The 20960-nt window shown below is 39.3% G+C and carries 16 protein-coding genes; 1 reads left to right on the top strand and 15 read right to left on the bottom strand.

Annotation, left to right across the window (positions count from 1 at the left end):
• Positions 1-7 precede the first annotated feature (7 nt).
• The 3 genes from N473_RS20055 to N473_RS20045 form a co-directional block, all read right to left on the bottom strand.
• Positions 8-1960, bottom strand: coding sequence for a methyl-accepting chemotaxis protein (locus N473_RS20055; RefSeq protein ID WP_063369462.1), 1953 nt, complete (start codon positions 1958-1960; stop codon positions 8-10).
• A gap of 144 nt (positions 1961-2104) precedes the next feature.
• A complete protein-coding gene (locus N473_RS20050; protein WP_063369461.1) occupies positions 2105-2641 on the bottom strand; it encodes a GNAT family N-acetyltransferase in 537 nt (178 codons plus the stop codon).
• On the bottom strand, positions 2598-3848 hold the full coding sequence (locus N473_RS20045) for an MFS transporter (RefSeq protein WP_063369460.1): 1251 nt from the start codon (positions 3846-3848) through the stop codon (positions 2598-2600). Before N473_RS20045 ends, N473_RS20050 begins: the two co-directional genes overlap by 44 nt.
• 74 nt (positions 3849-3922) lie before the next feature.
• Between N473_RS20045 and N473_RS20040 the strand changes: the two genes are divergently transcribed.
• Positions 3923-4819, top strand: a complete 897-nt coding sequence (locus N473_RS20040; protein WP_039610803.1) for a LysR family transcriptional regulator — start codon at positions 3923-3925, stop codon at positions 4817-4819.
• Here the strand turns inward: N473_RS20040 and N473_RS20035 are convergent.
• The 12 genes from N473_RS20035 to N473_RS19980 all read right to left on the bottom strand — a co-directional run bounded on the left by N473_RS20035 (position 4802) and on the right by N473_RS19980 (position 20859).
• Positions 4802-5407 (bottom strand): outer membrane beta-barrel protein, encoded by a 606-nt coding sequence (locus N473_RS20035; protein ID WP_063369459.1) that lies wholly within the window; start codon positions 5405-5407, stop codon positions 4802-4804. The genes N473_RS20040 and N473_RS20035 overlap by 18 nt on opposite strands.
• Before the next feature lie 275 nt (positions 5408-5682).
• Positions 5683-6501, bottom strand: a complete 819-nt coding sequence (locus tag N473_RS20030) for a hypothetical protein (protein WP_063369458.1) — start codon at positions 6499-6501, stop codon at positions 5683-5685.
• Between the two features lie 15 nt (positions 6502-6516).
• Positions 6517-7563, bottom strand: coding sequence for a hypothetical protein (locus N473_RS20025; protein ID WP_155735678.1), 1047 nt, complete (start codon positions 7561-7563; stop codon positions 6517-6519).
• A 1037-nt stretch (positions 7564-8600) separates the two neighbouring features.
• On the bottom strand, positions 8601-10040 hold the full coding sequence (locus tag N473_RS20020) for a hypothetical protein (protein ID WP_063369456.1): 1440 nt from the start codon (positions 10038-10040) through the stop codon (positions 8601-8603).
• Positions 10024-10701, bottom strand: a complete 678-nt coding sequence (locus N473_RS20015; protein WP_063369455.1) for a hypothetical protein — start codon at positions 10699-10701, stop codon at positions 10024-10026. Before N473_RS20015 ends, N473_RS20020 begins: the two co-directional genes overlap by 17 nt.
• Positions 10702-10985: 284 nt before the next feature.
• Positions 10986-12563, bottom strand: a complete 1578-nt coding sequence (locus tag N473_RS20010) for a hypothetical protein (RefSeq protein WP_063369454.1) — start codon at positions 12561-12563, stop codon at positions 10986-10988.
• Positions 12560-13522: a hypothetical protein gene (locus tag N473_RS20005; protein WP_063369453.1), complete on the bottom strand. Its 963-nt coding sequence runs from the start codon at positions 13520-13522 to the stop codon at positions 12560-12562. Before N473_RS20005 ends, N473_RS20010 begins: the two co-directional genes overlap by 4 nt.
• Positions 13523-13551: 29 nt before the next feature.
• Positions 13552-13872, bottom strand: a complete 321-nt coding sequence (locus N473_RS20000) for a hypothetical protein (protein ID WP_039610811.1) — start codon at positions 13870-13872, stop codon at positions 13552-13554.
• Positions 13873-14319: 447 nt separating this feature from the next.
• Positions 14320-15246 (bottom strand): hypothetical protein, encoded by a 927-nt coding sequence (locus N473_RS19995; protein ID WP_063369452.1) that lies wholly within the window; start codon positions 15244-15246, stop codon positions 14320-14322.
• 19 nt (positions 15247-15265) lie between these two features.
• Complete coding sequence (locus N473_RS19990; protein ID WP_063369451.1) at positions 15266-15511, bottom strand: hypothetical protein; 246 nt, start codon at positions 15509-15511, stop codon at positions 15266-15268.
• Positions 15498-16997, bottom strand: a complete 1500-nt coding sequence (locus N473_RS19985) for a hypothetical protein (RefSeq protein ID WP_063369450.1) — start codon at positions 16995-16997, stop codon at positions 15498-15500. Before N473_RS19985 ends, N473_RS19990 begins: the two co-directional genes overlap by 14 nt.
• Positions 16998-17004: 7 nt before the next feature.
• Positions 17005-20859, bottom strand: a complete 3855-nt coding sequence (locus tag N473_RS19980) for a TOMM system kinase/cyclase fusion protein (RefSeq protein ID WP_081221306.1) — start codon at positions 20857-20859, stop codon at positions 17005-17007.
• Between the last annotated feature and the right edge of the window lie 101 nt (positions 20860-20960).

Below are 20960 nucleotides of genomic sequence, written 5' to 3'. Positions count from 1 at the left end.
ATACCAGCTAGTCAGTGTTAAATCTGCCAACAAGTTCATTGAGATTGTTGGCAAATATCACTAACTGTTTTGCACCATCATATAAGGTGTCGGCAGATTGACTAACGTGCTTGATTGATTGGTTCACGCCTTCAATTTGTGTGCGACTGTCACTTGCATAGGCACCTTGCTGCTCTGCTTGCTCGGAAATATTTGCGATAATGGGCTTTACCCGTGAAATCGAATCGGCAATTTCTTCAAATGCTTGATGAGCTTGTTCTGATTGTTCAATGGCTGATTTAGACTCCTCGACACTTAACGTCATGTGCTTAGATACTGAGCGAGTTTGGTCGGTGAGTTTTGTGAGTACTTTTTCGATGTCTTTAGTTGCATCATGTGAGCGCTGCGCGAGTGTCCGTACTTCGTCAGCCACAACAGCAAAGCCTCGACCTTGTTCACCTGCTCGGGCAGCTTCAATAGCCGCATTGAGTGCCAGCAAATTTGTTTGTTCCGCGATGGTTCTGATCACCTCAAGTATATTGGTAATATTATTACTTTGAGCTTCGAGTTCGCTCATGGCCTTTGCAGAACTATCCAGTGAGTCGTTTAGTGTGGCCACTTGTTGCACAGTACTTTGGATAAGCGCATTACCTTGTTGTGCATGTGAGTCGGTATTTGATATTTCGCTCAATGCTTGGGTGCAATTGTCGTTGACCGTCATCGCCATATTTTCCATGGCATGGGTGTGTTCTGCGGTTTGTTGTGATGTGCTTGCTTGGTGATGACATTGACCGCGAATTTCATCGATACTGCCATGAGATTGCTGAGCTTGCTCGTTCAAATTGCTGGCATTGCTTTTAATATCGATAACTAGTGCATTGATAGAGTTTAAAAATTGATTAAACCAAGAAGCCAGTTCACTGATCTCATCGTTACCAATGATCTGTAACCGTTTTGACAAGTTGCCTTCTCCCTGCGCGATTTCTTTTAAGCCCTCGGATACCATTTCGATGGGATAGACAATTTTATTGGCTAGTACAATGGCAATCACGATAAATAGCACTAGCATGATGACAGCAATAACACTGATGTTATACGACATGGCATAGGCGGAAGTTAAAATTTCTTCCTCATTCATTAAAGCAATAAAGGTCCAATTTAAGGTTTGCGAGTGATACAGTTTTGCCATTAATTTTGAGTTATTATCATTGATTTCGATGAGCGCATCTTTAGGACCACTTTTAATTGCTTGGTATTTTGCAGAAGTTAACTCTGCGATATTTTTAAAGTTGCTATCTGGGTTTTTGGGGTCGGCTAAAATGGTGCCATTGCCATCTAACAGCATCAAATAACCTGTTTCTCCCAATTGAATGCTGCTGACTATGTCGGTCAAGGTGGCGAGTGTGACGTCAAGAGATTGCACGCCGACTAACGTGCCATTACGTTTAATTGCCGTGGCAATGGACACCATAGCTTGGCCTGTGACGCCCTGATAAGGATCCGTGATGATGACGTCATCAGAGGATTTAGTGACTTCTTGATACCAAGGTCGTTTGCGTGGGTCGTAGCCGCCGAGTGGCTCTGCGGGATATTGTATAAAGCCACCTTGCGCTGTGCCTAAATAAACAAACAGTAACTCAGGGTGTGTCACGCCAAAACTCTTAAAAAGCTCAAAAATCGCGGCTTCGTTTCTGCCAGAAGATTCTGGCGTCATCATTTTTTCTGCGCCAAAATAGGTGGTTGTATCGTCACCGACGTTTGTTACTGATTGGCTCTGAGCTAAAAAACGCGCATTGTTTTTCATTTGTTCGAAAAACAACACAAAGGTATTTTCAACTTGCCGTATTTCACTGTCAGATGAAGCGGTAAATCGAGTTAGGGACTCTTGTTTGGTGCGCGTAATACTCATAATTGATATTGCTAGTATCGGTATAATCACAGTAAGTACAAAGCTTACGATGAGTTTTTGGCGCATTCTCATAACTCACTCCTACATCAATGCTTTGAATGAGTATAGTTGTTGAATTTAATCTTCGTTAGTTAGCTAAATTAATAAATTCAGGAGTTGATTATCTTATTTATGGAAATAATATCTCGGTGGTATGAGCGGCACTTGTATTGGGGGCTAAGTTGTTACATGCTCTCTTTTTAAAATTGAATACAGATAACTGTCACAATAGCCTGAATCGAGCTGCATATGCTCACGTAAGTGCCCCTCTTTTTGCATCCCCAGCTTTTCCATTAACTGCCAAGATGGTTTATTTTCAGTGGCACATATCGCCGTTATTTTATTTAAGTTAAAATGCTTAAAAAGGTGAGAGACAAAAGCATGAGTGGCCTCAAAAGCATATCCCTTCTTTTGCTGGTTTGGGCTGAGTCGATAGCCAATTTCACCGATGTGATGATCTACATGGGTAAATTTGAAGAGCATCTCACCAATAAATTCACCAGACACTCTATGTTCTATGGCCATTAGCATTTTTTGACCCTCAACTTTTCTCCAGGGCAGCTCGGCCTCTTCAATGCGTTTTTTTACATCGGCCAACGTGGCGGGCCGGCCTATAAATTTTGAGGTTTCTACGTCTTTACGGGAATGGTAAACCGCCTTTAAATCTCGCTTATTTAGTGGCCTGATTATGAGTCTTTGGGTCTCGAATTGCATTCTGTTTTCCTTGAATATGGTCATGGTTTTTATGGACATGAGACAGGTTCTTCACTGCGAATAGTATAATGATAGAAGTGAATAAAATTATGAGCGATATTGAATCTGGTCCACTGATCAAAAATTGATTTGCAAGCCAAGCGACGACAGAAAATATCAATAACTCCGTCGCACCAACGAGCGCATTAGCTGTACTGGAACGCGATTTGTGAAAATGGCCAACGTAATACATATAGCTTGGGAAGTATCCACCAAAAATAAACAATATCGCGCAGTAGGCCAATATCACGGCATATACAGAATCGTGAAGTAATAAGAAAGTCAGCGCACTCAATGGCAGGGCTGGCCAAAGATAAGCGACCACCTTGAGGTGGCTAACGTGTTTTTGCATCAACTTTGCGAGGGAAGAGCCAATCAGTAACCCCCCCATGCAAACAGTCATTGCTTGACCGATTTGCTCGGTGGTAAAACTAAATTGATTGCGTAACAAAAAAGGAAAATAGAGCTGAATCGTTAAATATAGGAATGTTGGAGCCCACTTTATGATTGCCATCGAAACAAAATAGCGACTTGTCAAAATATCTTGATACTGTTTAACGAGCGCTGAAGGGCGCAATGACATATTGGTCGATTGTTGCGATGGGAATACGACCAGCCCAAACATCATCACGAAGCCATAGTATGCAATCAGCGCATAAGACATGCCTTGCCATGAAAACATCTCAGCCAGCGTACCGGCAAACAATGGCGTAATGAGCGCCACCACACTTGCTGAAATCGCTAAGTTGCCCATCGAGCTATTGAGTTTATTGCCATTGAAAGTTGCGTAGAGAATCGCGCGGCTAACTAATACTGGCGATGCACTGCCTATGCCTTGTAGTATACGGCCGATTAAAAATACTTCAGCATCTGGGGCTAACGCACAGAGCAATGTACCGATGATCAAAATAATTTGCCCACCGATAAAAATAGGTCTGCTACCAAACTTATCACATAGCGGTCCAGCGACTAATTGTGCAGCGCCCAACGAAAGGAAAAAGCTAATAATAATCGCTTGGCTGGCCCCCTCTGTCAGGGATAAGTATTGAGTGATATCCGGTAAAACAGGCATAAATATCTGGCTGGCAAGCTGAGAGCAAGATAATAAAAAAGCGGCCAATGCGATATATCGATTCACAATAAGAGTTCTTCCGGGTAAGGCAATCATGTGCACTATATCCTGCTTTTAATGTCCTAAAAATAAGGTAATAATTAAAAGACTTTTTCTTAGTAGGAATTAATATGGATTGGCTGAGTGCTGTGCGAAGTTTTGTTGTGCTGTCTGACATGGGCAGTTTTACTAAAGCGGCAGATGTCATTGGGGTATCAGCGTCTGCGATGAGTAAGCGCATTGACTGGCTAGAAAAGCAGTTAGGTCAAACTTTATTCGTGCGTACAACTCGAAGAGTGAGCTTAAATGAAAATGGAGTACGCTTTTTATCATACGCAAGAAATTGGGTTGGTCAGTTTGATGACATGCTTGAACAAGCGCAAGGGAGTGAACTTGAGCCTCAGGGCACTTTAAAAATAGCGGCCACTCAAGCGATTGGTAGTAGTTTGTTGATGCCAATCATTGAGTCGTTTTTACACAAGTATAAAGATTTAACCATTCATTTAAATATATTGACGCCAGGCGCACCGCCAGATCTCGAACATGACCTTGTGATCACGAGTTACTATGAGGAGTTTGACTCAATGGCACACAAAGGCATTCGCCTCGCCGACTATCAAATGACGTTATTTGGCGCGCCGAGTTACCTGTCTCAATGTGCGCAAATTAACTCTATTGAAGATCTCGCCTCTCATAAAATGCTATTGAGTAATTATTATCAAAAGAAAGGGGGGATCATCTTAGAGGATGGCACCTTGTTTGACTTTAGCCATTATAATTTTGTTTCTGACCATTTGGATGCTTTGATGAAAGCCGCTATTCAAGGTATGGGATTGATTTTTATTTCACCTCAGTATGTTGCCCGAGAACTCAAGCAGGGAGTGTTAATTCCTGTATTACCGAATCTAAAGTCTGAAGTGAAGCAGCTTTGGGCTTATTATCCCAATACGCGCTTCACGCCATATAAAACCAAGCTTTTCATTGATGAGCTAAAACGCAGCCTAAGCGGGTTAAAAGCGATAGTTTAACCCTGCGCTTAGCTGGAATTGATTTAGTACGTCACCATCAAAATGCCAGATACAGTTGTCAGTCGTTTGAGGGTCATCATCGCATACAACAGATGACGAGTTTTTCACGATGGTGGCCATCCAACGTAATTCGGTGAATGCGTGGAACCCTGCGCCAATGTGATAATCTAACCCCGTGAATAAACCAGAAGCAAAAAAGTCATCGGCTTCTGCAAAGTTAGGTGTTATACGGTTAACACCTATTTGAGCACCTACATAACTGGAAATGTCATCATTGATAGGAATCTCAATAGCACTTTGAAAGAGTAGGTACTCCATGTCTACTTTCGCGATGTCATTACCTGCCAATTCGGTTTCATTAAAGCTATAGAAGAGTCCATACCGTGTGTTGTTTACCAATTTGTCGACAGACACACCGAAATGACTGTTGTCCTCTAAATCAATCTTATATTCTTTACTCGTTGTCAAATCGTGGTTAGTTGAGTATCCACCGAATGCAGACACAGAGTAGTCTTGCTCCTGAGCTTGTACAAATTGCGTTGAGCTTAATAAGCAAACCGTGGTCACGAGGCCAAATATTTTGTTCATACATAATCCTTTTATGCTTTGTTAGGGCTATTTTGGCATAGAAATTTATACAAATGGAAGGTGTTAAAGAATAAACTAAAAATTTGCTTTATTAGCAATACTCGTCAATTTCGTAGTTTATATAGGTTAGGTTTTGTTTTTTGTTGGGTAACAAGCTGAGAAAAAATACGCTTTTGCTGCGTTTTCTCTCAAAAATGAAAGAGCCTTAGCTGCAAATGTGTCGCGCAGGCTCTTATTTGTCTATAGAATTTCTTTCTGGTTGTTAAACTATGGCTTTACCAAGAAGGTTTATAAATATTTGTGCCTATAAATGACACTAGCTCTGTATGGTCTTGTTTCACAGTTAAAGATGCTAATTTGTCAGCTGCTGATTTAGAGATTGATTGCTGATTTGGAAGCGTAATCGCGGTTAAGTTATTACTAATTTCTTCGATATCTTTGTCTTTCAGAAGCGCTTGAAACCTATCATAATGCGTTTTATTGTTTGCGATAGAGAACATCAGTAATGCTAGGTTCTTTTGCTCTTGGGAGTTTAATATAAAGCTGTTGTCACCTGAAAAATTGTGAAGTTTGGTTTCATCCTCATATGCAATTCCGTGATCAGGTGTAAGGGCTGTTCTGACAGCTGCGTTACCTAGCGTTAAAGTGAGTTTAGCTTGAGCATCATAGCTGGCTGTTTGAGCGACAAGCTGATCTGCCATAGAGTTGCTTAGGTAAACGTTCGTAAGTTTAGTAATGGGCCCGTAAGCTTTTTCGATCAAATAGTGAATTGATGTACCTTTCTGAGCACTTACTTCAGAGTAAGGGACGTAGTATAAGTTTTTCAGCTTTTCTTTTTGTAACTGAGAATGTTCGGCTGTACTGTTGAGAAGCGGATACATAGTACTTGTTACGGATTGTAAGTCACCATCAAGTACCATAGTGTTGACGATTTGAAGTGCACATAGACTGTCTTTGTATTTATACAGTTGCTGACTCGTTAACTGTGAAATTGCACCTTTGTCACCCTGTTGGTAAGAGGGGGAGCTAAATGCTTCAAAAGAGGCTGTAGAAGATGCCAGTAATAAACTGGAAATCAATAAAGTTTTATTCATGTTAAGTTCCTTGTCCTAGTTGAGTTTTAGGTTTGTTGAAAATATAAAATCATTAAATTTCACTGTATTTGCATCGGAATGACATCCGCTGCAGCTTGAATTTAGCCCTTCGAATGGCTCTAAAATAGGGTTGGCTAAGTACTTTGGTTTTATAACCCCCATATCTGACCATTGACTATTTAAAATACGGTAGTTTCCCCATACTGAGTTGCTCAATAATTCGGCCGTTTTTGAGTTGTAAATTGCTAAGATATCTTTATCTTCGTTTGAAAGTAGGCCTAAAATGGTACTAGGTTCACAACTTGTCGTATTTGTATAGCAAGTTGGTTTATTAATTTTACAACTCGGTAGGTTGGTATTTAAATTCCCTTGTTTGTCATAACAGTTTTCTTTAATTGCTTTATAGCTTGCATTAAAAAGCGGGTAATTCGAGTTGAGTTTAATATCTGAATTCGAGTCTTGTGGTATAGTCGGAACTACATCAGAGTGAATATATGTAGCCCAGCTCCACATATTTAATGTATGGCTCGTATCTTCTGGCATAAAAGCAAGTGGTGTTGGGTTGTTTTTATTAACAATGTGTAAAGCTGACAAACCGACAATCTCTAGCTTACAATTCGTGACTGTTTGATGTTTTTTCTCAACGATAAAAGCCGCCGCTTGATGGTAGTTTTGAGTACTGGAATAGTCATCAATTAACCATGCTGCTTTAATAAAAATTGCGCCTCTTTTATTAGTGTAATCATCAGCGACAGGAAAAATTTTTGGCGATGTTTTTTCGTTGTTCTTTAAGTAGTCAAATGCAACTTTATTTAAATGGATAGAGTAGTAAACTGGATTATTATTGTTGTCTATTAAAATTTGCCCTTGTGGATTAAAAGTTGTTTCCAGTAATAAAGGGTTATTTATATTTGTTATGCTTTGGTTGTTTTTTTCAAATAGGGTTAGTTCTCTTTCTGATATAAAATCGAGGCACTTTTTAGGTATCGCTGTCTTAGAGCCTTGCCAAGAATCATCAGTTATCTTAGAGAACGAGTTCAAATTTGGCCATGATTGCCACACGGGAAAGGTGTCTCTTTTCAATAGATAATTTGAACTGTAATCAACAACACCAGCTTGATTGCTGAGTACATCCCAGTTTAAAGCATGAAATTGCCTGTAAGCATCGCGAATGACAGACTGGTTTGTCCTATTTCTACCAAGGGTTGCAGAAAAACAAGGGAGCATGTTATACCCTTGGTTAGCTAGTTGAGCATAGGTGTCACATTGTGATGGAAGCTGGTTTAGATAGTTATAATCAACATTCTGTGATGAACTTACCGCCGATGCAAAATATATAAGCATGCTATAAATCATTAATTCCTCACTATAGATAATTTTTATTTAATGTTTTTTAGCTTAGCTTTTAATCTTTATGCATTGAAAATGCAGTAGATATATTTTTTATGTATTTATGGTGTGTTAGTTTGCTTTTCATTGTTTGTTTATTTTCAATGGTAATGATGTGTTGCATTATGGTTGTGGTGTAAATTGCAATAATAGTTTTATTTTATCAATAAAAGGTATGAAATTATTAATTTTGATTTTTTTATTGATGGTTTTTTAATTTAATGGTGAGTTAAAAGTTAACATTTAATCTGGGGTTTTCTTTCTGTGTGAATGTTAGGGTTTTTGTTGTTTAAAAGTCAATATAAATTAAGTTGGTATGCTAATTTATATTTTATAGTGTAATTTTAAATTGTCTACATCGAAACGCTTAGTTACTGCATATGTCTGTAAGGGTGATAAGCACTTGTGGTTTGATGGATGTGAGCGTAAGATAAAATATAGGAGTAAAAACTGCTTTGGCGTTTACCTTCGCACATGATTGCTGATTAGCTTCAGGTATAAAAAGAATAAAGCCTATCGTGGTAGTGGCACCATAATTGGTTTAGAAAAATTGTACTATTAAATATTCACCGTTATATCCGGAGGTGTTTTGTAGGACTATTAAAAATAGCCCTACTGGATTTATTGACATGTTTGGCAATTTAACCACTGTATATCTTTGAAAATGAGAAAAACCAGTTGTAAAACGTCACAAACGTGCTGTAAAGGATTTAACGGACCATTAAAGTAAACATAAAGTCACCGATTTGTGCATTCACGTGGCATGAAACACAATTAGAATCTAGTGTGAATGGCTCCAACGCTGTGTTTCTCAATAATGCTTCCCCCTGTTTGGTGACAATAGGTCTTGGCACGCCTCTAGAGTCGACCCATTGTACGTCGCCTAAAATGTAGTTGCTTAGTATCTTAAGGTGTTTATACGAACTATTTTTAGCGTCAAATACTGGCTTACACGCCGTATTGTCTAGGTAATCACATTGCTTAACATAATTACCATTCTGGTCTAGCTCAACACATTTTTTACAAGACTCTAATGACACGTCTTCCATTTTTATTGCGCGATTTTGCTGCTTTAGTCTGGTTATCGCGGTGCCAGATGATAAAGGCTTATTTAATATGCATTTAGCTTGCGCTTTTAAGCTCAGGTCGAAGTTTCCATCACTACCAAAGCACGTTTTTTCTGCCGTGCTGAAGTTCACGTTTTTTGCATTAAAGAGCGACCAATAGTTACGTTTACTTGAGTCCAAGTCTGCTAAGTTATTTATTGTTGGTGCATTAAACTTGTGTTCATACGTTGCCCAAGACCAAGATGATGCGTTTAAAAATGAGCGCTTGTTAGGGGTTGTATATTGATAAAAGTGTTCGCTATACCTTAATGGAGCCATTTTGCTCGCGACGTGAAGGCCAATAAGTGCTAACTCTTCCACATTACACTTGTGTTCTGATTGTTCAGAAATAATTAAAGCAGGTGTAGTTATGTAATTATGAGGGTCTTTTTCATCTACCAATTTCCACGCTGACTTTAGTATGATGGCTCCGCGTTTTTGTAAAGAACCATTATCTGAGCCTGCTGGCAGCTTCAGAGGAGTATTTATTGATGACTGCGAAAAAGAGTGGTTCGCAGCTGAATTTAAATGAGTCTTATAATAAACGGGTTTGTTTTGACTATCATAGAGGGCTTCACCTTGAGGGTTTTTAGCAGGTGATACAATTAGCAGTGGCGCTTTGTCGTCTAGCTTATGAAATTGAGATGGTAGGTCAGCGCGAATGCATCGCTCATTGATAATCTTTTGAATTTGTTTCTTATTGGACGGCAGGTAAAAATTACCATTGTTTGCGTCATAGCTCGGCCAATTGAACCAAAAAGGTTGATAGTTTTTGCTAGAGTAATTAGGCGCGGTAACTATTTTACTTTCTTTAGTTGGCCAATTGATAGCATAAAATTGCTTTAGTGAATATGTTAGGAAACCTTGATCATTGCCTACTTGACCTCCGCCTATGGCAGCAGGAAAGCAAGGGCTAGGTTCCTTAGTGATCGTAGCATAACCTTTGCAATCAATAGTGGGCAACTGATGGTTTGGTAAGGTATTAGCTGCTGAGCAGCTAATACCTATTGTTAATAACAGTATGAAACTACCAAGTCGCAGCATAGAGATTATAACCTAGAAAGTTTTCTAGTTGGCTCTGAGAGCCTGTATGTAATTGTTGTGCTATCCAAGATGAAGAGTCTGGATCTAAAGAGTAACCATTCACTTTTATCGCCGATAGCAAAGAGGCTTTATTTGAGGTGCCTTCAGCTTCTTGCAACTCAGTACGCAACTTTTCGTTAAATGATAATTCCCACAGTGTAAATACGAGAGCTTTCCTTTGTTCGTTATCTAGATCAGGTCCATAATCAACAATTTCCATATTGTTTATCGCACTTGAAGTTGTTTTTGACGACAATGCTACAGAATAAGCCATCTTACCTAGGTGTTCACCTACGTAATGCTCAGCGTCTTTATCGCCACTGATTTTTACTAGAAATTTTCCGTAGTTTTCATCGAATCCTACCGTTTGATTATGTATTGAATACTGTGAGTAAGGCATGTAATAGTCAACAAGCAAGTGATTTGCCACGTCTTCATCAGTACTTAGCTTACTGTACAACTCATTTGTAGACTTTCTTAATTCTGGAATCGCTGACTGGTTGTAAAGCAACTGCATAAGGCCCAGCTTGTTACTTTCAGAGATGGTTGCTTCTTCGTGTGAAATAGCCATATGGCTGGCCAGCAGAGTAGAAAGGCAAAACGCTATGTGTTTGAATTTCATGTTTATATCCTCAACTTTATATTTTCCGTAGGATGGTGTTTCTATATATAACAGGTTGAAATTATTGGTTTTAGCTATTTTGCGATGGTATCAATTGGCTTAATGAATTAGTTAATAACTACTCACAACGGTTTTTTAAGTCTTCCATTGTATATGAGGCACTTTCTAATTGTGTTTCGTTATTAGGAATACTCAGGGGCTATAGCATCTGGTCAAGTTGCGACGAGGTTTGACTTAAGTTTACATAACTACAAGTCAAAACCTCCAATATCTACAAAGAGGGACTAATCCGTTTGGGTGTCAGGCTCACAATATTTATCTTTATTTTGCCATTTAGCTTCGCTAAAGATAAACATAAAGTCCCCGGTATATTTTGCGAATTTCGGTTTCCCAGTTTTTTGGTTGCATTCAATTGCAATCCCCGCGTTGGCATGACAGTTCATGCAAGAAGAACTCTTGTAGGTGAGCTTTTTGGTCGAAGTGTTGAAGGTGTTACCCTGCTGTAAAAACGTCTCTATGGTTTCATTTGTTAAAAACAGAGGGTGTGGCGAGCCTCCAGCAAAGTTGGTTAGCTTCGCACGAGAGGTTTGCTGGTAATTTTGGTTTTTATCCGTCAATGGTTCGCTGCTGTCTGTGGTAAATTGGGTGCCAATGAGCTTATAGTTTTGTAAGACAGAGTTTTCTTGTGCCAATTGGTGTTGTACAAACTGGTTAACGGCCTCTGTAATTGGATCTATTTTTTCCAAGCGGACAACTTGGGTTTTTGTTGCGCCACTTGTTGCAGTATTAATGGGGCAAGTCGGACAGTACCTATCATAAAACGACGGTGTTTGTCCCCATACGTTATCTTTATGTGAGAATGTAGAGTAAACCCAATTACCTGAGCTTGCAGTTTTTTGGTTGATATGAAAACCCACTACACCCACATTGAGTAGCTCAGTGGTTTCAACATTTCTCTTAGACCCAATAGGCATTTTTGCTACCGGTAATTGAGTGTGGATATAACGCGATTTGTCATCGTCGGATGTTAGGATTTTCCATGCGACTTTAATTTCAACAGCTAAACCAGGAGACTTCAATGGCGTATACTGTGTTAAATCTTGTTGTTTATTACAGTTTTTGAACTGACCTGTACCGCACCTCAAATAACCGATTGTATTGGTATTCAAACAGTCGATGTTGTTGTTGTGGCAAGCCCACTTTTTACCCTGTGCAAAATCGATTTGCCCATCAAGGTTGTAAAGGTTTTTGTTAACAATAAAGTGAAATAAATAGGGGCTGATAATTGATTGGTAATATATTGGGTTATTAGCCTGATCTATTAAAATTGCTTTTTCATTGTTGCCATTGCGAGGAGATACCTGCTCAACTTTTGACAATGGGACTAACATATCAAAATTTTTGGTAAAGTCCCAAGCCTGCGGTTTCTCTCCATTTTGTAAAAACACACTCTCGCTATCACGCCAATGCAACCACACTGGTGTCGGGCAATCTTCTTTTTGACAGGTTTTAAGGTTATTCTGCGTGACCTCGTAAGTTTCGGTTATTTCCCTGTTTAAAGCGATGAACTTTAGCCATGAAAAAAGATTATACCGATGTGTGAGATAGTCAATTTTTTGTGTTTTATGTGGGTCATTGTCTGCCAACGGCTTTAAATGTGTACAGACATTTTTATTGTAAGCGTCTAATGGGTAATTTAATAACTTGGTGATGTTTTTAGGGTAATGGTATTCATTGAATATATTACACTCTTCGCTTATTAGCCATGAGGGGTAATAAGCAGCGTCATCATATTCAATATATTTTGCATGCACTGAGGCTGTAAAGCAGGTTAATAATATAACCTGTAGGTACTTCATCATGATACAAACCTATTGATTTGAATTGGAGCGCAGTGCAAATAGGCTTTAAAGTTCACCGAACTGTCCTCAAAAAGAGAAAATTTAGTATAAAAGGCGCAATCTAAGTTTGTATGGTGAAGCCAAGAGGTTATCTCAGTTAAGTTCTGATACCCATCTGGAGTGTCACATACTTCAGCAACTTGCTGAATAAATTCACTCTTTAAATAATTTTGTTGAGCATTGGCAACCCAAGGGAGTTCTATTTCTATCTTTTTTGAAAGCACGGTATCAAAGGATAAACTTATTTGAATGTCTTCTGATAGTGATTTAGCTATATGTAAGATTGCGCTTAGCTTTGTGTAGTCGCCTTGCCAATTGAGCGTGTCAAGTAGTGAGTTAATTGCATTTACGTGCACCGATAGAACAAATTTAGTCTTAATTGCCTCTCTAGCATAGGTAAAACCTATATGGTTTAATCTACAACTTTTCAAAGCATCCAATACACTTTGTGCCTGAGTCACATGACTTTCGGCCATGTTATTAACGAGCTCTAAACTCACTTGGTGTAATAAGTCATCGTTATCATATTTGTAATGTTGTGTGCTGATATAAAATGTAGGGATACTTGGAAAATGGTCTGAATTCCAATCAAAGCTAAACCAAACTAAGTTCAAATTTTGGAATAAGGGGTTACTTTTGCGCTCAGATATAAAATTAAGAATTTTTCCTTGGCTAATACTGTTTGGTATGAGCTCTAAAAATGACTCTATTTCGCTCAAACTGTAATTTGTGCATTCATAGGCTAGTAATACATCACATGGGCGATAGTTTTCCATGGGACGGAATTCGTAGCATATTCCTTTGGTATTTTGTGGTGCTGTAGATAATAGCTCGTCGACAATTGCTGTAGAGCGTCTATTGGTTAAAGAGCTATGTGTACTGCTTAGGCGTTCGTGTAATTGAGATGAAGATAAGCGCATTGTGATTGGGGAGATATTTCCCCCTCCTATTACCAAACAGAACTTAAGTCTTGATCAATTTCAGGTCTTAACTCTGCAGAAAAGTCTTCCCAAAGTTTGTCTGTCAAGTTTGATTCTCTCGCTGCCGATAGGACAACTTGTTGTTGTGCAGGTGTTAGTTCAAACATTTTCATTACGTTATCTAAGTCTGCTTGCGCGAGTGCTTTAAACTCTTCGTTGTAAGTAACGTGGTAGGTAAATGAAAGTAAGCCAGTAGGCATTTTTGCGCGATCAGTACTCGCCATAATAGGCAAAGCCGTAGTGGCTACCAAAGATGCTGCTGATACCTTTAAGAATCTTCTTTTATCCATGTTGTTGCTCCTAGCAAATAGTGTACATTCTTTTTTATGATACCATGTACTAGTATTAAATATTTTATATTTATTAGGTGCTTACCTATCAAAAGCTAGCAAGATTGAACTGATTTAAGTGTCTGAGGGTAGAAAATTTTAATAGATAGTAATTTAGCGTTAAGTTTAGAGGAAAAATATACAGACTAATAATACAGTCCCTTAATGGACAGACCATTATTATTTTAAATGATGTGATAGTTGTCTTAATATGTATTGACTATTATGTAAAAATTAACTCAATTGATAAAAAGCGAACAAGCTTATGTAACTTTAAACAAGGGCTAAGTATAAGTTGGACAAACATAGAGCTTAATCTATATAGTGGAGTGCTAGAAACTCTAGTCAAGGGAGTGAGCCGTAGTTTTGGCGAACGCCTCCCAATCACCAGCAAGTAATAATGTTAAATTAAAGCGCACTCTTTAATAAATCAGCAAACGCTGCGACCTCTGCCTGTTTGTCTTTTTGAAAACAAAAATAGGCTTTTTGTTCAAGGTTGTTGTCCAGCATTATTTTATAATCACAAACAAATTTAGTATTTTTCTTGTCTTTGAGCAAATTCACAAATGTGGTATGTGAATTTTCGTCGTGAGGGAACTTGGCTGCAAGTTCAATGAATGCCGCGTACATTTGTCGATTACTTAATTGTGGGTACTCTTTGTTTGATAAGTATAACCCTAATCTTGGGCTCAATTCATCTCCTAAAAATGCAAGATCAACATATACACAGTGCTGTAAGATAGCCGGCTCTAGGTCTTCTAATCTACTTAATACACTTTCTAACTGGGCATAATCACCAGGCCAACCAAGAGAAAATAAGATCTGATTAAGTTGTGCGGTAGTCGTTTTTACATGCATTTTAAGGTGTGCTTTTTCAGATCTAACTAACTTTGATAGATGTCTTACTTTGGCTGTTGAGTTAATAAGTTCTAGATCACATAATGGTGGCGATTCATGGTTATTGAATAGCAGTTTATACAGAGCTAATAGAGCATCCAATGTGTCATTGTAAGGTGTTAAATGAATTCCAGGGCATTGTATTTGCATGTGTGCGTTATCGTATTCACGCCATATATGGGTCGGGCGGTACTCCTTTGGCAGTGTACTTAAGCTATCAAGAAGATCAGAGTCTAGATTCGACTCTGACCAGTTTTGGCTAAAATGGTGGCAGGTAGTCACGTCAATAACTTCAGAACCATCTAGTCTTGTTTCTAAATATACACTTGTTGGCTCCGGTCTACTGCTCTTAGTAGTTTTCAGCACGCTGGATATTGCAGAAGATGAGTACCCTAAGCTTTCTAAAACAAGAGTGATACTGTTCGAGATATTTGACACTTTACTTACCACCTAATTGTTACCAACGCATAGAAGCCGTTAATTCTGGGCCAATGAACTCAGAAGCAAACTCTTGCCAACCCTGTGCAACAGCTTCAGTCTGTCCGTTGCTCCAAGCTAGACCGATTTCACGTAGTTTAGCTTTAGCATCGTCTTCTAGCTCAAACTTAGCCATCAAAATTTCAGGCTTAGCTTTGAAATCTTCGGTTGCATTATCAATATTGTGAATAACCGCATAAGCGAAGTCGACATTATTGTTGCTCATTTTTTGTTTCCTTTGTTAGGTTTAATGGTTGAATGAAAGTGAAATCAGCGTTTAACAGCTTCCCACTTTTAGATTTATATTCCGCATATTTATGACATCCCATACAGCCTGTTGTTGGATAATGAATAGGGACGATATATTTGTTCATGTTTTTACATGAAGGCTTGGAAGGCAAAACAAATGGTTCCAACACCGCGTTTCTTGCGTCATCTGGAGTGCGCTCTAAATAAAACTTAGTAATTGATGGTGCGACTAAGCTGGTATATTGAGTCTCGACCAGCTTGTAATATTGTAATTTAGAGTCATATTTTCTAAGTAATTTTTGCACTCGTTCATTTAGAGATATGGTCGAAGGCTGCAGCGGCTCGATTCGTGTTAATTGGGCCGGTTTTGTTGAGTCGGCTGGCAGCATATTTTCACAGCAGTCAGCACATTTGGGATTGTAGAAACTAGGTGTTTCGGTACTACCTTGCTCTGGCTCGTAGAGATTATCTATATGTTCGAAAGTCGTCCAGCGCCACTGTACTTGTCGTTGCTCTTTAATTGCCACATGCATTCCCACCATGCCCAGTGTCACTTTTTGCGTTTTGTTCGCCATATTGACAGACACATTACTGATGGTGAAATATCTGTCTTCATCATCTTCATTTGTCAATATTTTCCAAGCGAGTTTGACGGTTAATACGGGATCAATGTTTTGCTTTTTTCCAACTACACCATCTACTTGTAAGCCAATATCAATAAACTCTGTGCATTGACCTAAAGGAAAGAACATAGGTACGCTGTATTGGTCGCCCTCTTGTAGATTTTGGTATAATAATCCATTTGCGCGGCTTTCATAAAATACGGGGTTACCTGCCTGATCTACCAAGACGCCTCCGCCCAGTATTTTTGACTCTTTTGAGAACAACTCAAGGTCCAGCTCATTAGAAAGACAATCACCTTCACATATCCATTTGCTATCAGTGATTGCTTGCTTTGTAAGCTGTAGCGTAGTTTTATCAATTAGTTGTTCATTATTGCTGTGATCATGTAGCCAAGCACCCCATTGCGGCACATAGTTTTTATCGTGTTTTAAAACACCAGCTAGGTTAGCCGTTGAAGCATTGATATTTCTATTTGCAGCAAGAAATAAGTCCCAAGCGGAAATTTCCATGATTTCGCGCTCAAATTGACGTAATTCGTTAATAATTTGAGTTTGTGTAGCTAGATCTGAGGCATCATTTAGCTTTTGATTATAAGTATTGATTAGGTCATATAGCTTTTGCCCATCGTTGTAAGAGCAAATAAATTGTCGGCTTACATCTTCTGGGAATACAGAAAGTGCGTTGGTATTTTCATAGTGAGTAAATCTACTTTGGCTGCTATGTTTTAAGCTGGATATTTCATTTTTCAACTCAGTAACGGTATTGTTTTGGACAAAAGCCACAACATTTAAAGACAAAAAGGCACACGCAACAAAGGCGCTTCTTATTAAGTTGTTCATGTAATCTCTACTTAAATATTTGACTATGTAGTTTCGTAAACTCTTCAAAGTAAAGCGTCTCGTCGAGCATTTTAAATTGAGCTTCAGCTTGATGTAGATTTCTTTGTGCAAGGTCTGAATGGCCACATGTGTGATGAATATCCGCCAATAAAGCTGATAACCAAGCTTGATGAGATTTGAGGCCAGCAGCATTTAAAAAACTAATGCCCTGATTAAATAACTCCACACTATCAAGGCATTGTTGAACTTTGGCAACCGCCCAACCTTTAAAGCATTTAGCGAATGCAATCCAAAGTTGATAACCATGTTGTTCAGAGATAGCTAATGCTCGCTCTGAATAGTTTAAAGCTTCATTGGGACAACCCCGCAAAACAGCTACTTGAGCTGCTCTTGTCAAGCTGTGAGCAAGAGAGTGAGGATGCTTACTCTCTATCGCTAATTCTAAAGACCTTTGAAGCCATTCATCGCACAGTGCTGTTTCTCCAGTTTGTAACGCGTTTAACGCACCATAGATTAAAATTGCTGTTTCTAAGTTATACGAAATGAGAGATTGATAGTAAGTTTTATACTCGATATCCAAACACTCTAAACTTTGCTTCAGTTTTATTAAGCCCTGTTTTGGATCTCCTTTGACTGTAGCCATTTGACCTTGCATAAACAAAGCTGGCGCTTGTAAATACGCTTTGTCAGGCTCTGAAAAGGCAATTTTTGTGAGGTTTTCTAAGGGGGCAGCGGCTAGCTGGTGTTGGCAGGTTACAATGCCAAAAACCACACTGACGAAATAAGATGCAACTTGCAGCTCAGTATTTGCTTCTTCTAAATTGAGTTTCGAAAGTTGATTGTAGTGATGAGCGACATCTGGATCAGAAAAGCCCTTCGTGGAAGACAGCGAGTTTGCTAATCCCAAGATAACTTGAGCGTGTAAATTAACATCGCTCAGCTCAGTGTGGTTCAAAATATTTTGAGCTTGTGAAAAGATATTCAGTGCCTCTAAATGAGCACCTCGTTGATTATGCTCTATACCACTTGCGGTCATCAGAGTTAGACCAGTTTCAAATTGGTTGGCGCCGATATAATACTTAGCTTTTATTACATTTGGTACTTTGTTAGCAATATCTGCGTACGCTTTTTCCTCTAGTACTGTCACCAATGATGTAAATAAATGAACTTTAGATTCTGGCTGTAGAGAGTCTAAAACAGCATTTTGTACCAGTGCATGTTTAAAGATGTAGCTGTCTGTTATTACCCTTCTCTGATGAATGATTAGCCCTTTTTGAAGCAATTCCTGCAAATCGCTTTGAAGTTGATCATCGCTAAGTGGTGAAACGGCTCTAAGTAAATCGTAATCAAACTCTCTACCTATGGTAGCTGCAAGTTGGGCAGACTCCTTAGCATGCAAGAGGTTGTCTAGCTTGTGTTGTAATGACTCTCTCAAGCTATTGGGTATTTGGTCTATCTTATCAGGGCTTACAAAGTTAATGGCTCCTTGAAAATCCTGAACGAGATTCTTCTCCTTCAGCATGGCAACGAGCTCTTCAATGAATAAAGGTATACCGTCAGTACGATTGACAAGCACATCACTGACTCGACTAGAAACTTTTTGACAGTCGAACAGTTGCTCTATGAAATCTGCTGTAGCTTGTGCTGTTAATTTATTGAGCTCAATTTCAAGTAAAGAGAGTGGAGCTAGTGTAACAGGTACTTTTTGTCGAGATGTATTGATCATGACACTGCCGTCTTTTAACTGACTGGCAAAAAAGTGAATAAACTCAAGCGTGGTAAGATCCGCCCAGTGAATATCTTCGAATATATATAACTTATTAACAAAAATACAATTTAACCTTGTCATCAACAAGGCTGATAAACCGTGAAATAGAAATTGTTTCTGGACATCAGGAGATAAAGAGGAAGGCTCTACGCCTTTTGGCAGTCCCAAATTTAACCAAACGAGGATGATTGGTAATATTGTCTCGGTTTCTGCAGAGCTCACTTGTGACTCTAAAAGCCTTGTAATAACTTGAGCAGCCTCCTCGTTTTCTAGCGCGTCTATATTCAGGAGGTACCTAACTAAATTTAAGATTGGATATAGAGCGTTATTCTGATGCTCTGGTAGACATTGAGCCACTAAGTGCTGATATTGACTGGCGTTGTCTCTGACCTCCTGTAACAGTCTTGACTTTCCGATACCAGCTTCACCATAAATATGTGCAATGCGGGTGCTATTTTCGCCGTTTATCACAGAAAGGGTTTTATCTAATTCAGTCTGCCTACCGATGAGTTTATGGTGACTTTTAGTGCCGCGCATGAAGCCAAATGCTTCAACACGTTTTTCGCCTTTGAGGTTATAGATGGATAACTGTTCAAATGACAATCCGATTTGAATATTGTCAAAGTAATCAAAGTCACTATAGGGCTCTAAAATTGCACGGGACTCAGCAGAGCACAGAATTTGACGCTCGCCAGCGAGTCTTGCCAGCTCCATGGCGGTATTGGCGATGTTGCCCTCAGGTACTGAGTTGGCATACGTGACAAAAATACCTGAGTGGATCCCAATATGGGCATTGAGTTGAATACTATGGGCTTCTTGCATTAAAGCATTGCGTTTAGAGAGTTCACTGATGACATCTAAAGCCGTGCGAGCGCTCAAACGCGTGTCATTGTCACTGGCAACGGGATAGCCAAAATAAAATAACATGGTATCGGCTAAGTTGCCGACGTGATAAGCGCCAAATCGGGTCGCAATATCAATACAGTGATTGCGTTGCGATTTAAAAAGCGTATCTATGATGTCAAAGTCTTTGGCACTTTCTGTGAGCCTCTTGGCACTTAAACGTAGTGCCAGTACGGTGATTTGTTTACGCTCAGTGAGGGTCGTATAATCTTGAACTGCAATGTTGTTTGGGTCGTCATTACGAAGGACAACTGTATTGTCATCAAACCCGTGTTGAGCTTGCACGTCAGCTAAAATACCTACGAGGTTTGAAACATTCATGGTATTTAATTCAGAAAATGCTTCTTTACCTGAAATGACTCGCTCGGCAGCATTTTTTTGCAATACTCGACGCAGCAGTCCTGAAAGCGGGTGACCGAGCAGGGCGCTGGGGATCGGGATATGCACATCACTGAGTTGCTTGTGATATATTGAGGCAATACTTGACCCTGTGACTGCGGGCATACCTGTTAAGCATTCCAGTAATACTAAGCCCCATACGTATAAGTCAGTTTTTTCTGACGCAGGCTCACCTCTCAATTGCTCCGGGGCACTATAAGACGGAGTACCGATCGTTTCTTGCGTCAGCGTTATGGTTGCGAAGTCTTGGTGGCGGCTTTCTTGCGTGAGAGTACCGATACCAAAATCAAGGATTTTTGCATGTGTTTTCGCCCCCGCTTGGCTAAGCATAATATTTGCGGGCTTAATATCTCGGTGAATAATGCCTTTTTTATGGGCGTGGATCAGTGCATCGAGCACCTGCAGCATAATGTCCGTGGCTTCCACTGCGTCCAGGGCACCTTCTTGCATAAGGTATTCACGCAATGACTGGCCTTCGATGTACTCAAAAACACCATATAACAGGTGCTCATTAACTTGCCCTTTGTCTAATAATCGAACGATATGCGGGTGCTCTAATTGCCCACTTAATGCGGTTTCTCGTTTGAATCGCTCAACATATCGTTTCTTTTTAGATTCTTCTAAATGTGGCTCTAGTGCTAGAAACTTGATAGCAACAGTTTGCTCTGTGTTTTTATTACGTGCTTTATATACTTTACCGAAACCACCCTCACCAATCTTATGAAGAAGCTCATATTGGGAAGAATTAAAGTTATTCTCTATATATGGATCAGAAAAATGAGTTAATGACATTATGCTTATTCTACGAGTTAATTATTGTTGCCAAGAAACATTTGATGCAATCGAATGTAGATAGTACATCGTTTTTTAGTGGTTGACGATTACAAGTTATA

The sequence above is a fragment of the Pseudoalteromonas luteoviolacea CPMOR-1 genome (assembly GCF_001625685.1).
GTDB classification, from domain to species: domain Bacteria; phylum Pseudomonadota; class Gammaproteobacteria; order Enterobacterales; family Alteromonadaceae; genus Pseudoalteromonas; species Pseudoalteromonas luteoviolacea_K.
This window is presented reverse-complemented; position numbering and strand designations above follow the sequence as displayed.